This is a genomic window from Anaerobiospirillum sp. NML120449 (assembly GCF_023051105.1).
Classification (GTDB): Bacteria; Pseudomonadota; Gammaproteobacteria; order Enterobacterales; family Succinivibrionaceae; genus Anaerobiospirillum.
In genome coordinates this window covers 1-14,821 of sequence record NZ_JALKIL010000064.1, presented here as the reverse complement: position 1 = coordinate 14,821, position 14,821 = coordinate 1, and the positions used below count along the sequence as shown (strand labels likewise).

The 14,821-nt window shown below is 52.9% G+C and carries 6 protein-coding genes, 1 tRNA gene and 2 rRNA genes; 7 read left to right on the top strand and 2 right to left on the bottom strand.

Annotated features, from left to right (window positions below; all coding sequences use genetic code 11):
- Nucleotides 1-2 precede the first annotated feature (2 nt).
- From rrf (MXE41_RS12365) to MXE41_RS12340, 6 genes are all read left to right on the top strand, one after another.
- Nucleotides 3-118: ribosomal RNA gene (rrf, locus tag MXE41_RS12365) — 5S ribosomal RNA — on the top strand.
- Nucleotides 119-133: 15 nt separating this feature from the next.
- Nucleotides 134-210, top strand: a tRNA-Asp gene (locus MXE41_RS12360).
- A gap of 41 nt (nt 211-251) precedes the next feature.
- Nucleotides 252-367 (top strand): 5S ribosomal RNA (gene rrf, locus MXE41_RS12355).
- Between the two features lie 652 nt (nt 368-1,019).
- Nucleotides 1,020-2,573 (top strand): mannitol dehydrogenase, encoded by a 1,554-nt coding sequence (locus MXE41_RS12350; RefSeq protein ID WP_247100743.1) that lies wholly within the window; start codon nt 1,020-1,022, stop codon nt 2,571-2,573.
- A 1,462-nt stretch (nt 2,574-4,035) separates the two neighbouring features.
- Nucleotides 4,036-6,183 (top strand): MATE family efflux transporter, encoded by a 2,148-nt coding sequence (locus MXE41_RS12345; RefSeq protein WP_247100741.1) that lies wholly within the window; start codon nt 4,036-4,038, stop codon nt 6,181-6,183.
- A 1,251-nt stretch (nt 6,184-7,434) separates the two neighbouring features.
- The gene (locus MXE41_RS12340) at nt 7,435-8,631 is read left to right on the top strand and encodes an amino acid aminotransferase (protein WP_247100740.1); all 1,197 of its coding nucleotides are present in this window, start codon (nt 7,435-7,437) and stop codon (nt 8,629-8,631) included.
- Nucleotides 8,632-8,879: 248 nt separating this feature from the next.
- Here the strand turns inward: MXE41_RS12340 and MXE41_RS12335 are convergent, their stop codons facing one another.
- On the bottom strand, nt 8,880-9,827 hold the full coding sequence (locus MXE41_RS12335; RefSeq protein WP_246977163.1) for a 1-phosphofructokinase family hexose kinase: 948 nt from the start codon (nt 9,825-9,827) through the stop codon (nt 8,880-8,882).
- An 806-nt stretch (nt 9,828-10,633) separates the two neighbouring features.
- Nucleotides 10,634-11,935: a polyamine ABC transporter substrate-binding protein gene (locus MXE41_RS12330; RefSeq protein WP_247100738.1), complete on the bottom strand. Its 1,302-nt coding sequence runs from the start codon at nt 11,933-11,935 to the stop codon at nt 10,634-10,636.
- A gap of 1,327 nt (nt 11,936-13,262) precedes the next feature.
- On the opposite strand from MXE41_RS12330, the gene MXE41_RS12325 reads away from it, so the two are divergent.
- On the top strand, nt 13,263-14,168 hold the full coding sequence (locus MXE41_RS12325; protein ID WP_247100736.1) for a DUF2333 family protein: 906 nt from the start codon (nt 13,263-13,265) through the stop codon (nt 14,166-14,168).
- Nucleotides 14,169-14,821 lie beyond the last annotated feature (653 nt).

Here is a 14,821-nt window from a genome sequence, read left to right as displayed (position 1 = left end):
TGTCTGGCGACCATAGTGCTGTAGTCCCACCTGTCCCCATTCCGAACACAGAAGTGAAATGCAGTAACGCCGATGGTAGTGCAACGTACGATTGTGTGAGAGTAGGTCATCGCCAGACTTAATTTTTAAATGCGGAGCGGTAGTTCAGCCGGTTAGAATGCCTGCCTGTCACGCAGGAGGTCGCGGGTTCGATTCCCGTCCGTTCCGCCACTTATACTGATGTCAAGATTGCAATATAGTCCACCAGTTTTCCTGGCGACCATAGTGCTGTAGTCCCACCTGTCCCCATTCCGAACACAGAAGTGAAATGCAGTCACGCCGATGGTAGTGCAACGTACGATTGTGTGAGAGTAGGTCATCGCCAGGTTATGAATAAAAGAAGAAACCGCCCCAGAGGCGGTTTTTTCGTTTCTGCACCCCTCATTTTCATCTCTCCGGCCCGCCCGTACCACATTCGTGGTCCGGCCGGGCCAGGCGGCATCCGCCGCCGCTCAATACCTCCAAATCCCCGATTTTCTCAATAAATATCCGGCCTGCAGCCTCAAGAGCGCTGCCAGCCGCAAGACCTCGTCTGTCATACGCCGCAGCGCAGCTGGCAGCTCCAATGGCTCTGAGTCTGCGGCTAATATCAACTGTGCGCCACGATGACGGCGGCAATGCCCAGCTCAATCAACGCCATGGCCTGATTCCCTTCATCCCTGGAAGCTCTGGTAACGACAGGGCTCACAAACCGGGCATTGCATGGCAGTAAGAACCGTCTTTTTGATACCTTTGTCTTGTTCGCATGAGATGCGGGTCGTATCATTGATATGGTGCCCGCACGCTCAGGCGTGCCTTTGACTGACAGCCTCAACGGCCACATTCAGCCGCATAGCCAACAGCTGTCGTTGTGCAGCTGTCGCTGCGCAGATGCTGTTGATCTGCAGTTGCACTTCAGCTGCGCTGCAGCTGTGGCGACGGCCTGGCTGTGCTGCATTCAGTTGAAGAGGGTAATGAGGATTATCTGCTTTGAGGTATTTATGAAGAGTATCAGTTTCTCCATCAGACCTGACAAGAGGTCTCAGCTTCCGGTACGTGCTCTGGTATTTGGTGATGGCGGCAAGGCCCGTGGTCTGATCGACTGGCTCATTTTCAAAGCCAATAAGGAAGGTGTCTTTAATGGCCGTACCCTTACTGTCACTGATGATGTCAAAGGCGCAAGGGAAATGCCGGTACGCCGTGGACCGGCAGCTGCTGCAGCTGATGCCCAGCCTCAGGGACCCGTATGTCCTGTAGAGCTGCTCAAAAAGCAGGACTGCCTGTATACCACTTTGCTGCACGGCAGGGTGCAGGGCGGCCAGCTGGAGGAGGCTGCCGTCATTAACTCAATTGCCTCAGTGCTTAATCCTCGTGATAGCTGGGAGGCTGTCATGGGCGCTGCCATGGATGCCCAGGTAAAGTTTGTTTTTTCTGATACCACCGAAGCCGGCATGGTCTTCAAATCAGAGCAGCCTTTTAATACCGATGTCTGTCCTGATACCTTCTCAGGACAGCTGTGCGCCATTCTCTTTGAGCGCTTCAAGGCAGGTGCTGCCGGACTGTGGGTAATTCCATGTGAGTCTGTTGAGGACAATGGCAGTCGTCTTCGTGATCTGGTGCTGCGCCATGCTGCCGAGCAGAACTGCGGTGATTCTTTCACAGCCTGGCTCGACAGTGACTGCCGCTTTGTGAATACCTGTGCTGACCGTATTGTCAGTGGCTATCCTGAGCCTGTTGACTGCCAGTACTGGAATCAGCTGGGCTACGAAGATTTCAACATGGTTTGCGGTCAGACCGTGCATGAGCTCGTACTGCAGGGTGGAGAGGAAATTTTAAAGGAGCTGCCATTTGATCAGGTGGGTCTCAACGTCAAGACCACAGCTGATGTAACTCCATTTGCTCTGCGTCGCAGCCGTGTCATTGATGGCGGTATGATGGCTCTGGCCCCTGCCGGTCTGCTCATCTCCATGGAGAATCTGTGCGATGTAATGGCCGACAAGGGACTGGGCAGCTATGGTCGAAGTGTCATTAAAGATGAAGTTGTTCCAGTGCTGACTACCGGCGCCGATCTGCCTGGTGCCTGGGTGGATGAGGCCATTGAGCGTCTTGCTGACAATGACCTCAAATATGCTCTGCCAGAGGTTCTTGAGCATGCCTCACTCAAGGTTAAGGAGCACCTGATACCTTCTCTGCTCGACGCCCGATCCCGTGGTGTAGTACCTAGAAAGCTGTGCTTTGCCCTGGCAGCCTGGACTGCGCTTTATCAGCATGCAGCTTCCAGCTGTGACATTGAGGTCAGATGCTCTGATGGCAAGTCAGTAAGCTTTAAGGATGATTCCGCACTGGCTGAGCGCATGCAACAGGCCTGGAGCCACTATCAGAAGAGCGAGGCCACAGCCCGTTTCACTGTCAGCGCTGTACTGGGTGACACCACCCTTTGGGGCCGCGACCTGTCAGCTGATGTGGATGTAGTCTCAGTTACCGCCTGTCTGCTGCACGCTATTATTTCTGACGGTGTTGCCCTTACCGTTCAGGACCTGATGGAGCACGTCTAATCCCCAATCATGCCCCAGAGCTGTCCCAAGCCCCCTGGCTCATCCAGGCAGCCTCCAGAAGCAGGCATATGCCAGCATATGCCAGCATTCTTCCTGTGGAAGGAGCGCCCGTCAGGGCCGCCGCTGGGACAGCCGCTGGGGCAGCGGCAATGTGAATGTGCGGCACAAGTTCTGCCGGGCCGGCTCATCATGGTGAGCTTTAATCAGAGGCTCCTTGAGATCATCTCAAGGAGCCTCTGCTCATTTTGCAGTCCATGTTTTATATGAGCGTTGTGCCTGGACTTAAACAGGACAGTTGTGGGCAGCCTCTTTTGTGTTCATTGGCCTGTGGCTGGCTCAGCATTGGCTCGTGACTTTTGTCGACTCTGGATCTGGAGGGCGATATTGCAGGCAGACGGGCATGAGACTGTGATTTTTGAGCTGCGGCGAGGCTGGATGTCATGGTGCTGATACATCATGTGCTTTCTGTGCCCCAATTGTTGTTCGCATGTTAATACAGTAGAGCAATACAGTGTACTTTTTAAAGAATGCAAAAATTGCATACTGTTACCGGTTTTTTCATCTTTTACAGTGGGGGCATATTAATGAATCATTGGCAAAATGGTGCGTAATCCCAGGCTTATTGGGAATGTCTGATAAAAAATGGCGTCCAATAGCCATTGGCAGTGCGGTTATTTCAGATTTGATTCCTGACGATGCACAAATATTGTGCGCCGTTTTCAGCCCCTGAAAGGTCAATAAAGAATATTTTTACGAAAACGTTATCGCTGTCATATTTGTGGCTATAATCACGCCAGAAACGAAGTCATTAACAGTGGAAATATGCCATGCCCGGGGCAGTGAAAGCCTGGGTTATGAGCCGATATTCGTGACTGTGCCACGTCGTGCTCGGAAGTGTTATTTATCCCCTTCTTCATACCACAGCCTTAAAAATACCGGGCTGCTTTCAAGTTTATATCCCATTGGTCTTGTGCCCTGAAGCCGGGCCAGCAACCAGAAAGCCAAAAGACTCATCATGTGCGCACTGTCCGTGCACGGGCCCGCATGCCTTTGTACGGTCATGCGGGCCGGCAGGACTGATAGCAACAGCATATGCGCTCAGCGTCTGCGCTGGTTTGAGCTGTCAGGTGAGTATGCAGGTGGCTGCAGAAGGTTAATGCGGTCAGTGCAGGGCCTGACAGGGCCCGACAGGGCCTGGCAGTACAGGCCGATAAGGGCTGACTGTTCAGCAAAGGTCAGGCAGGAGCATAAGAGCTTAAGAGTGTATGAAGGCGCCAGCTGCGCAGAGCTGCGCAGAGGGCGCAGTGCGAAGGGCGGAGGGAGCCGGGCGCATGACCCTGTATCAATGGCGTCCAGAACGTGCAGACAGTCTCAGTCGTTACAGATTTCTTTTCAGGAGCGCATCAGGCGCTGCAACAGTTTTAAGTTTTACTCTTCTTTTTTGAGTGTTTCGATAATGCATATGCAAGAGAAGCAACAGACCAGGGAAGAATCCGCACAGGATTTAACTGCTGTTTCCCCTGTACAGGCACAGGGCACATCCAGGTCAGACAAGGCAGGAGCAGATGGTCTGCATGCCCCGCTGACAGCAGCTGAAGAAAGGGTTATTGCCCAGAGTATCTCTCAGGCATCAGATCTCAATGAGGCTCTGATGCTCAACGATCAGGCCCGCCTTAAGGACCTGGCTCAGGACTATACTCAAAGTAATGATGCCGGTGTCGCACCGTCAGGTGCGGCAGCTGGCGCGGCAGGCGCAGCTGGAGCTGCAGCAGGCGCCGGTCAGGCTAATGAAGGGCAGAGAGCCAGTGGCTCACTGGGCTCCAGTGGCCCGCAGGGCTCTCATGGCAGGGGCAGCTTTTACTATGATGCTGAGGAAGCCTCATGGCCAGCTGGCAGTGATGGAGCCGAGGTTAACTGGAATTTTGACCTTGATGAGGCTGCACGTGTAGGCGTGCAGGCTGCTGCTCCAATTGTGGTTGCATCCAATACTCAGGCTCTTGAGGCGGCCCGTATTGCGGCTGTGATGACAGCTGAGGCCGGTGGTAACCGCAAGCTTCAGGAGGCAGCGGCTGTTGCTGCAGCTGCAGCTGCCGCAGGTAACAGCAATATCAATGTTGATGTTTACAATCAGCAAAGTGAGCTGTCGGCCACAGCCTCACCTGCTGAGGTTGAGCGCCTTGATGCCGAGCTGGACAAGAGTATTAACAAGCTCGACCTGCAGGAACCTAAGCGTTCGCTGCTGTCGCTCACCTGGCCAATTTTCATTGACCTGTCCCTGCACTTTGCCACCCTCATCATCAATACCATCATGGTGGGCATGGTTTCGGTAAAGGCTGTGGCTGAGCTGACCATTGGCAATCAGGTGTTTGACCTTGCCCTGATCATCTTCAACTTCTTTAATATCGGTGTGTGCGTAGTATGTGCCCAGGCTCTGGGTGCCAATAACAAACGCCTGGCGCGCCGCATTATTCACGTGGGGCTGGGCGTCAACCTGATTATCGGTACGCTGGTATCTGCGGCTATCTTCTTCTCGACAGGACTGATAGTGGACATCATGCAGGTGCCTGAGGAGATTAAGGCCAGTTCGCACAACTATCTGCAGATTCTGTCACTGTCCTTCCTGCCACTGGCAATCTGTCTGGTAGGCTCAGCTATTCTGCGTGCTCATAACTGTACCCGTGATGCCATGTACGTTTCCATGCTGGTAAACGTGCTTACTGTGATTGGTAATACCCTTTTCCTCTTTGGCTATCTGGGGGTACCAGTGCTTGGCGTTGAGGGCGTGGCCATGAGTACTGTGATTGGACGTACCATCGGCTGTCTGGTCTTTATACCGCTGATTATTGCCCGTACCAATACCCGCATCATTCCACGCTTCATGTTTGTGTTCCGCCGCAATGTAATCAAATCTATCCTGAGCATTGGTCTGCCAGGAGCCGGTGAGAACCTGTCATGGCACACTCAGTACATGTTCATGACCGGTGTGATTGCCTCTATGGGCGCCATGCAGCTGGCAACCCACGGCATTTACTTCCAGATTGTGCAGGTGCTGATGCTCTTCAGCGCTTCCATTGGTATGGGTACTGAGCTGCTGGTGGCTCACTATACCGGCGCCATGAAGCTTGATCTGGCTAATCGCCAGCTCATTCGCAGCGTCAAGATTGGTGAGGTGGTAACCATTCTGCTCACCTTCTCCATGCCACTGGGCACAGGTGCGCTGCTGATCTCCCTCTTTACCAGTGATCCTGAGGTTATGGCCCTGGCCTCTACCCTCTTTATCATTACTGTGTTCCAGGAGCCGGGACGTATCTTAAACGTCATTATCATCAACTCGCTGCGTGCAACTGGTGATACCCGCTTCCCAATGATCATGGCCATTATTTCCATGTGGGGTATTTCAGTGCCGCTGGGCTGCTACCTGGGCCTGTACCTTGAGTGGGGCCTGATGGGCGTATGGATTGGCTTTACAGCTGATGAGTGGTTCCGTGGCATAGCCATGGTGCTGCGCTGGAAGTCACTTGCCTGGCAGAAGTCAGCAAAGCGCATTTACGAGCATACTCTGTCCATGGAGCGTGACCGCTCTAAAATCCATAATGCAGCTCATGCATGATGATCACTGACTGCCAGAAGGCAGCCTCGGAGCCAGATTGGCTTCTTAAACCAGGTATGCCTTAATTAATTGCAATCCAGCTTTCCGGACACAGTTTCGGGAGCTGGATTGCTGCTTTATGGATGCCTTACTTAAGCCTGCGCTGCTGTGGCCGGTGCCTGTGCCGGAGATCATTGCCTTGCTTGCGACGGCGCTCATGCCGGGGCCTGGACTGGTGCTCATACCAGGGCCTGGACTGGTGCTCATGCCGGGGCCTGGGCTGGTGCTCATGCCGGGGCCTGGACTGGTGCTCATGCCGGGGCCTGGACTGGTGCTCATGCCGGGGCCGGGACTGGTTCTCATGCCGTAGCATGGGCTGGTGTTCCTGCCGGGACATTGCTCCATACGGTGCTGGGTAGTCAGAGCGGCCGTTATGCCGTCATGGCGTCATGTGACCGGGATGGAGTCAGTCTGGCGGACGGGGCTTAAGCTGCTGTCCCTGCATCTGCCTGCCCATGCCCTTGACCATGGTCCTGACTCTGACCTGGGCTCTGCGCTGAGTGACAGGGTGGGGATGGTGTTGTGTTGCTGGGGCGGAGCAGGGCCTGGGTGGCATGGTAATGAGGCATAACGCGCAATTTATGGGAAAGTGGTGGGATTTGAGGTGAGGTAAAGTCCGATATTGAACTAATTTGGTGCACTGTTTTCTGGTATTTTATGGCTGTTTTTTGGGACTTTATGCGTGATATAGTCGCTGAACAGCGTGTTTATGAGATTCACGCCCTTGTGCCTGCTTGAGGAGCATGCCTCAAGGCTATGCCCAAATTTTGGGATAAAGGGCCTGAATATAGTAAGACTTGCATATAATAGACGCACTCGTGTGTGCACTGCCTGCACGGCTGTTGCGGCACACAGCTCACAGTGTTCCATATGCTGATTACAGGATGGAACCGGATATGAGCGCAGGACTGTCCACAGTTATACGCTGCAGCTTCAGCACTTGCTGTCTGCATGCGCCGTGTTGACTGGCTTACATAGCTTTTTTGACACATGACAGTCTTATTATCCTTGCACTGTGCAGGGCAAAGGCAAGAGCGGGACTGCAGTCCTGATATTTGCCGGCATGTTGCCACCCTCGAGTGCCGCTGACCTGTCTTAAAGCTTTGAGCTAACGGCAGTCAGGTTCATGGATAGGCGCTGTTTACAGGGCCACAGGCTCTGAATTTTGAATGATTGCAGCATCTTGAGATGCTCAATGTCAGGGATGTATATATGTTTTTTGATCACTTGGAATTAGCTCCTGCAGATCCAATTCTTGGCTTAACCGATGCTTTTAAGGCTGATACCAACCCTAAAAAAGTTAATCTGGGTGTAGGCGTCTACCAGGATGAGACCGGAGTTACTCCAGTCTTAAAGTGTGTTAAGGAAGCTGAAAAGATCCTCGTTGACACTGAAGTATCCAAGTCCTACCTGCCAATTTCCGGTCTGCCTGAGTACGGCCAGTTAACCCGTGAGTTATTATTCGGCCGTGACCACGCTCTGGTAAACGATGGCCGTGCCGTAACCTGCCACTGCCCTGGTGGTACCGGTGCCTTACGTATTGCCGCTGACTTTATCTACCAGAACCACGTTGCCAGCCGTGTATGGATCTCCGATCCTACCTGGGGCAACCACTTCCAGATCGTAGAGGCTGCCGGCCTTAAGACCGAGCGTTACCCATACTACGACCGTGCTGCTCACGCTCTGGCTTTCGACCGCATGCTCGATACCCTCGAGCAGGCCAGCGAGGGTGATGTTGTTATCATCCACGCCTGCTGCCACAACCCAACCGGTATCGACCCAACCAAAGAGCAGTGGGACGAGCTGGCTGCCTTCCTGGCCCGCAAGAAGCTCCTGCCATTAATTGACTTTGCCTACCAGGGCTTTGGTGAGGGTATTGATGAAGACGCTTACGGCTTACGCAAGATTGTTGAGCTCAACAGCGAAGTAATCATTGCCTCTTCTTACTCCAAGAACTTCGGCATGTACAACGAGCGTGTCGGTGCTTTAACCTGCGTAGCTGCTACCAAAGAGCAGGGCACTAACACCCTGTCACAGATCAAGCTGGCTATCCGCTGTGCTATCTCCAACCCTCCAGCCCACGGTGAGAAGGTAGTTATTACCGTTCTGTCCAACCCTGAGCTGCGCGCCATGTGGGAGAAGGAGCTGGCTGAAATGCGTGTCCGCATGCACCGCATGCGTACCCTGCTGGCCCAGAAGCTCAAGGATGCCGGTGCCGGTGACTTTGACTTCATCGTCAAGCAGAACGGCATGTTCTCCTTCTCCGGCCTTTCCAAGGAGCAGGTTGATCAGCTGCGTGCTGAGTACGGTATTTACATCGTAGGTTCAGGCCGTATGTGTGTAGCCGGTATCAACGACGATAACGTTGACTACCTGGCTGACGCAATCGCCAAGGTAGTAAAGGGCTAATTTTCAGCCCCTGCATATTCAGGCCGTTGTCTCCAGTGTAACGGTCCTGATAACAGCCTGACCGGCTGCGTCCCCTCCTGCAGGGACACAAAAAAGCCCCGGCTCTCAATGATCCGGGGCTTTTTTGCGCTTTGAACAAATAAATTGATGTTTATAAATTTCCGGTCATGGCACGGCCGCTTCGGCAGGTCTGGTGGCTGAGCGTGCGATGGATCAGAGCGTACAGTCAAATTCTGGCTGGGCACGGTTCAGCTTAGAGATTCGCTCCAGTCGGCTGTAGTAGCTGTCATCTGAGAGCGCAGCTCCTGTACCATTTCTCTGGTCGCAATGCCGTCTGTGGTAGCCGTAGCTGAACCTGTGGCTACAGCCATATAGGCGGCGCTTTCAAGATTATGGTGCTCGATATAGTCTGACAGGAAGCCTGCAATCATGGAGTCACCGGCACCGGTACGGTCAATAAGCTCGCCACCTGGGGCTGCAATGCGCAGAGCGTTGTGGTGTTCATCCATGAAAATGGCGCCATGGCGACCCAGTGATACCAGGATATTGCGGGCACCTTCAGACTGCAGGCGCTGACAGGCCTCAAGGGCGCTGCGGGCATCGGTAATCTGCATATTCAGATAATCGCCCAGCTCCTTGAGATTAGGCTTGATTAAAAATGGCTGGTACTTGAGTACGTACTTGAGCTGATCTGCCGGGGCATCAACTATTACCTTAGGCTGAGAACCGTCCTTAAGGCTTTCAAAGAAGGTAGCGTAGATATCCTGAGGCAGAGATGGAGGTACCATGCCTGCCAGCACCAGATAGTCATCAGAGGTAAGGCCGGAGATCTTGCGCACCAGGTACTGAATATCATCGGCGCTGACCTCAGGACCAAGACCGTTGATGCTGGTCTGGGCAGGCTGCTCCTTGATACGCACATTGATACGGGTACGGCCACGACGGACGCGGATAAAGCCTGTCTTTACGCCGGTAGCGGCAGTAAGACGCATGAGCTCATCGCCTGAGAAACCGGCTACAAAGCCAAAGGCTGTAGAGGTAACTCCCAGGTTGTAGAGCATGATGGAGATGTTGATACCCTTACCACCAGGGCGCAGCTCTTCTTTAATCGCTCGATTATTCTGACCGACGCACAGTGGTGTCTGCAGCTGCATGAGCAGGTCCAGAGATGGAGAGGTGGTAACGGTATAAATCATGCGGGGTACCTCTGTGCCTGTGTCTGGCACTGTGAGCATAAGGCTTCTACAGTGAGGCAGGTAAACCTGAAAGGGTAACGCGTACTGGCCTTGCAGCTCATGCACGCTAAGACAGAGCGTGCCTGGCATGACAGGCGTGCCTGTCATGGCCGGGACTGGCCAGGCTTTTCCTGAATGAGCCTGTGAGCTCTCAAGGCCATGGTGCTGCAGGGACTGACCTTTCAACTTACATGTCGGGGCTTGTTTGTGCCTGGCAGCTGGAGAGGGCTGCAGCGGGCTGGAGCAGCTGTTGCCTTATGGCCGGCGCTGATATGTACAAGGCTTACTGGTCACTCATTAACCTGCAAAGATGAGATACATGCTTTGAGGCTTTATGGCCTGTAACGGACAGCTGGCGACAAGCAGCTGCCAGTAACTCCCGGTGCAGAATGGGGATTTTGGCCTTACAGAATATCTGTGAGTTCAGGTGAAGATCTTATGCTTATGGTCAGACGGGAAATAATGAAAAACCATAGCTGCAGGCGCTTTGAGGGCGGCTGCTGCATCGATGATAATGTAACATTGTTTGCATGATCTGTCCAAAAAAGGCCGGGTCTGCGCTCACTGACGCCCACAAACAAAGCAGCCCGCCAGCACAAAGATGCTCAGCGGGCTGCTCAATGGCTTGCCTGATGGTGGCCAGTCCTGGTTATGCTTGCAGGTCCATGAGAGGGGCTGCCTCAGAACTGTGGCCAGAACAGTACCCTGGGGGCTGCCTGTCCTTAGCTTACCGTAGCGGGACAGGGCAGGGGCTGTGGGCAGTGGAATTATTTGCCGGCAGAGGCGGAAACAACATTGTTCCAGGTGCGGGTCATGAGGCGCTCAACCTTGGCAGGAGGTACCACAATGTGCATGCGCTTGAGAGTTTGGGCGTCATAGTAGATGCCTGGATTGGAGGTAATTTCCGGATCAACCAGAGGTGTGGCATCGGCATTGGCGTTGGCAAAGCGAACGTAGTTGGAGATTTTGGCAATGACCTCAGGACGCATGATGTAATTTAAGAACAGGTGAGCGTTTTTGACATTGGTGGCATCACGGGTGATGGCCAGCATGTCATAACCCATCAGGGCTCCCTCTTTAGGAATTACATAGACAATCTTATCCTTTTTGGCCTCAAGAGAGCGCTGATTGGCCAGCTGAGCATCACCGGCCCATGCCGGAGCAATACAGATTTCACCGGCAGCCAGATCGTTTGAATACTGGGCGCTGTGGAAGTAACGTACGTATTTGCCCATAACCTTGAGCAGCTCAGCGGCATCACGGTAGTCCTGCTTGTTCTGGGACTCAGGATCACGGCCCATGTAGATAAGAGCAGTACAGAGCATGTCTGACGGGCTGTCCAGGGATGCTACGCCACACTGGGAGAGCTTTTTGAGATTCTCTTCCTTAAAGAGCACGTCCCAGGAGTCAACCTTGAAGTCAGGGCCCATAATCTCGGCAACCTTACGCTCGTTATAGGCAAGACCGGTGGACAGCTCCATATAAGGAATGCCGTAGGTATTACCCTCATCAACTGTGGCTACCTTGGCCATCTTGCCTTTGTCCATGTGCTTGAGATTTGGCAGCTGCTTCTTATCAAGAGGCAGCAGCAGGTCAGCCTCGCCAAGGCGCTTTAAAACATGCAGGGAAGGGGCAATGATGTCATAGCCGCTCTTGCCTACCATGAGCTTGGCTTCAAGCACCTCATTGGAGTACATGACATCGTAGTGAACCTTGATGCCGTACTCTTTTTCAAAGTCAGTAATAACAGAAGGGTCGATATAGTCAGACCAGTTAAATACGTAAAGCTCAGTCTCGGCTTTGGCGGCGGTATCGCTTTTATCTGTAGCTGGAGCGGCTGAGGCACATACGCTTACGCTCATGAGGGCAGCACCGCCGGTGATAATGGCAGCCATGCGCACGCTGCGCCAGATGCTGCCGGCAGTCTGAGCCATGCGGTTTAACACTGAGCGGCCCTGTGGGTGGACAGAGGTGAGGGAGGCGCGGTAAGAAGTACCGCATAGCTGATGTTGATCCTGGAGCACCTGGTGCTCAACCATGTCACAGTTGTAGGGAAGTAAGTTATCCATAATTTTTGCCTGATTACAGCCGGACCTAAAAGTCCGAGCATGATGTTGTGCAAAATGAAGTTGCAGGGCCGGTTGTCTCCTGCGCCATCTCTGATGGGTATCCTGCAGACAGCAATCCTGAAGTCTGCACGGGTCAGCACTGCTGCCACTGCACCCCTGCGCAGCTGCTGGCGCAGTGCAGCCTCGTACAGCTGCAGTCCCATGCGCAGCTGCTGACGCAGGTACAGATACGGAACATGTCTATATTAAACCAGAGCCGTACTGTGAAAGATAAGGTCTTCAAAAGGGGCACAAACGGCCACTTATGGCACAGCAAAGGTTATTCAAAGTGCATGAGCTCTGCCTGCATTGGCCAGTGCTCATGCAATGGTGCCACATATTTCCTCATGGACCTGAACGCCCTTTGAGCAGGGTGGCGTGTCCTTAGCTGTCCTGTATGTCTGCTGGCCTGATGGGCAGCCCTGCAAGGCTGATGACCATGAATTGTAGGAGATAATTATACTGGCGCCAAAGATCTGCATCACAGTATTGCACCGTCAAAAGGCCTGCGCACCGGATGTGGCTTCACTTTCACCTTTAAGTCACAGTTATGCCGTACAGCACTGTACTGCGTATGAGCAGCCTGCAGCGGCATCTTCATGACGTACTGTACGCCAGGTTAAGGCACTAATGACCATAGCCTGATCCCATTAAGACTAAGGTGCGGCACCGGGGCAGGCCCGTATGCCGAGCCGTGGCCGGCATGCGGAGCACTATCCCGGATGCATAGTACCGGTCTGAATGCGTAGTAATGGCCTGAATTCGTAGCACCGGTCTGAATGCGTAACAGTGGCCTGTATATCGCAAGGGCTGCCTGGGACGGTATTCAGCCGTGGCCATCGCATGGGAAGAAACGATATTCTAATGATGGATACGCCCGTTAATACTGGCGGTCTGCCCCATGGTGATGGTGCTCTGGGCGGGCGCTATGACGGGAGACAGTGCCGGGAGTTAGGGGGATGTAGGGGCATTGGCGTGCCCGGGCATTTTCAGTCAGCTCATTATTTTCTAAGTATGCAGTGTTAATATATGAACAAGCATACATGCACAGTGCATGTAATATGCTGCATTTCTCGCCAGGTAATCAGCTTCTGCCTTATTCAAGCAACTGAAAGGCTGGACAGCTTATCTGATGTACCGGTTCTGCCCCGGTAAATATTTCTGCCAATGCAGCTGTCAGGAAAAGCATCAGGGCCCTTACTGTTTTGTTTGAGCGCCCGGCTCCATAGGAACAATAATTTTGCTGGTCCTTTTACATGCTTAAGGACCTTTATTCAGGGGTGATTTGATGGATAAGATTAAAACTGTACGCTATGGACTGGGCGGTATCGCAGGCCTGGTCTTATTATGGATCTTGGCTGTAGGCCTGTTCAGCACTGCTGGCAGCAAGCCATTCAATCCTGAGCCAGTAGATGGCACTGCAACTGAGCAGCAGCGCGCCACCATCATTGCTCAGGGCCTTACCTGGGCTCTTGATCAGGAGCTGTCCTCTTTCTTTGGCTTCCTGCCAAATGACCTGATTTCTCCATGGGTTATTGATAACACCACCAATTACCAGCGCGGTGTAATCTATGCAACCCGTCCAGCTTCCGATGTCATTGCCAAGGAAGTTGCCCGTTACGGTAACCGTGACACCATTGATCAGCGCCTTGCTGATGCCACCTCCCGCTACTTCAGCTACTCAGAAAATGCCTGGGGCTTCCTCTTTGTCTATGACGCTGAGGGCAAGTACCGTCAGGGTATCAAGAACTGGGCTGACTGGGCTGCCTCTGTAGGTACCGACGCCAAGAACGCCGGTGTTTACAACATGAAGTCTGATGACGTATACAGCATAGTCAAGTACGCTATCCACATGACCGACTTTGCTCTGGGCATGCTCAATGACAACAACATCGGCCACTTCAACTCCGATAACAATATCTACTTTGCCAAGGGCGTATGTGCTGTAACCGGCAATCTCTTCCGTGCTCTGCTGGCCGTAGACGGCACTGTAGCCGAGCGTGGTGGTGCTGAGAACGTGCAGGAAGCCTTAAAGCGCTTTGAGTACATTGAGGAGTTCGATCCGCTGTACATCACCGCAGGTGGCAACAAGGTGGGCGACGCCATGATGCCTAACCACGTAGCCGCTCTGGCCCGTCATATCGACATAGCCAATAACCGTCTGACCGACATCCTTTCTGCTCTGGCCCGTTAATCGTAAGCTGCAGCAGCAGGAAAGAATAAACACACAAAATGCCGCTGCCACAGCGCAGCGGCATCATACACAAGACAAAAGGCCGGAACTGCCCAGCAGCACCGGCCTTTTTGTTTAGTAAAACCAGATGTCATCATTACCGCTGCTGTCGTATCCCCGGCCAGCATTTAAGGCACCACTACTCCGCCCGTCCTCCACCATACTCCATGCTCCTTATTCCTTCCTTCCTTCCTTCCTTCTTGCTTTTTGTCAGCATAAGCGGACACTGCTAATACACTACGCAATTCATACACTGAGCACGCTTCATGCGCTGAAGAACTCCACGCCCTGTTAGCACGCTGTGCACAGCTCATTAATGCTCAATGTCAGTATGTAAAAGGTAAGGTAAGGTAAGGTAAGATTAATTATAAATATTTTAGAAAGTGTCTCACTCAGGTGACCATAAAAAATACATGCACACATTTAAGTAATCTACAGTGTGAAGTTGGCGCATGCCTTTGAGCAATATTAAGCACTTGTGCAGTATGGAACTGTAAGCAATTAAATTGATCTTTTAAAACCATTGATTCGATAGTTCCAGAGAGGAAATGGCCCAATGGGTTCCATGTCTATCGATTTCATCTGGGCATCACTGATTTTGATGCCTGTTTCAT

Coding starts and splice junctions, on each gene's coding strand:
- MXE41_RS12345 (WP_247100741.1), top strand. CDS start 4,036: ATGCAAGAGAAGCAACAGACCAGGGAAGAATCCGCACAGGATTTAACT.
- MXE41_RS12330 (WP_247100738.1), bottom strand. CDS start 11,935: ATGGATAACTTACTTCCCTACAACTGTGACATGGTTGAGCACCAGGTG.
- MXE41_RS12335 (WP_246977163.1), bottom strand. CDS start 9,827: ATGATTTATACCGTTACCACCTCTCCATCTCTGGACCTGCTCATGCAG.
- MXE41_RS12325 (WP_247100736.1), top strand. CDS start 13,263: ATGGATAAGATTAAAACTGTACGCTATGGACTGGGCGGTATCGCAGGC.
- MXE41_RS12350 (WP_247100743.1), top strand. CDS start 1,020: ATGAAGAGTATCAGTTTCTCCATCAGACCTGACAAGAGGTCTCAGCTT.
- MXE41_RS12340 (WP_247100740.1), top strand. CDS start 7,435: ATGTTTTTTGATCACTTGGAATTAGCTCCTGCAGATCCAATTCTTGGC.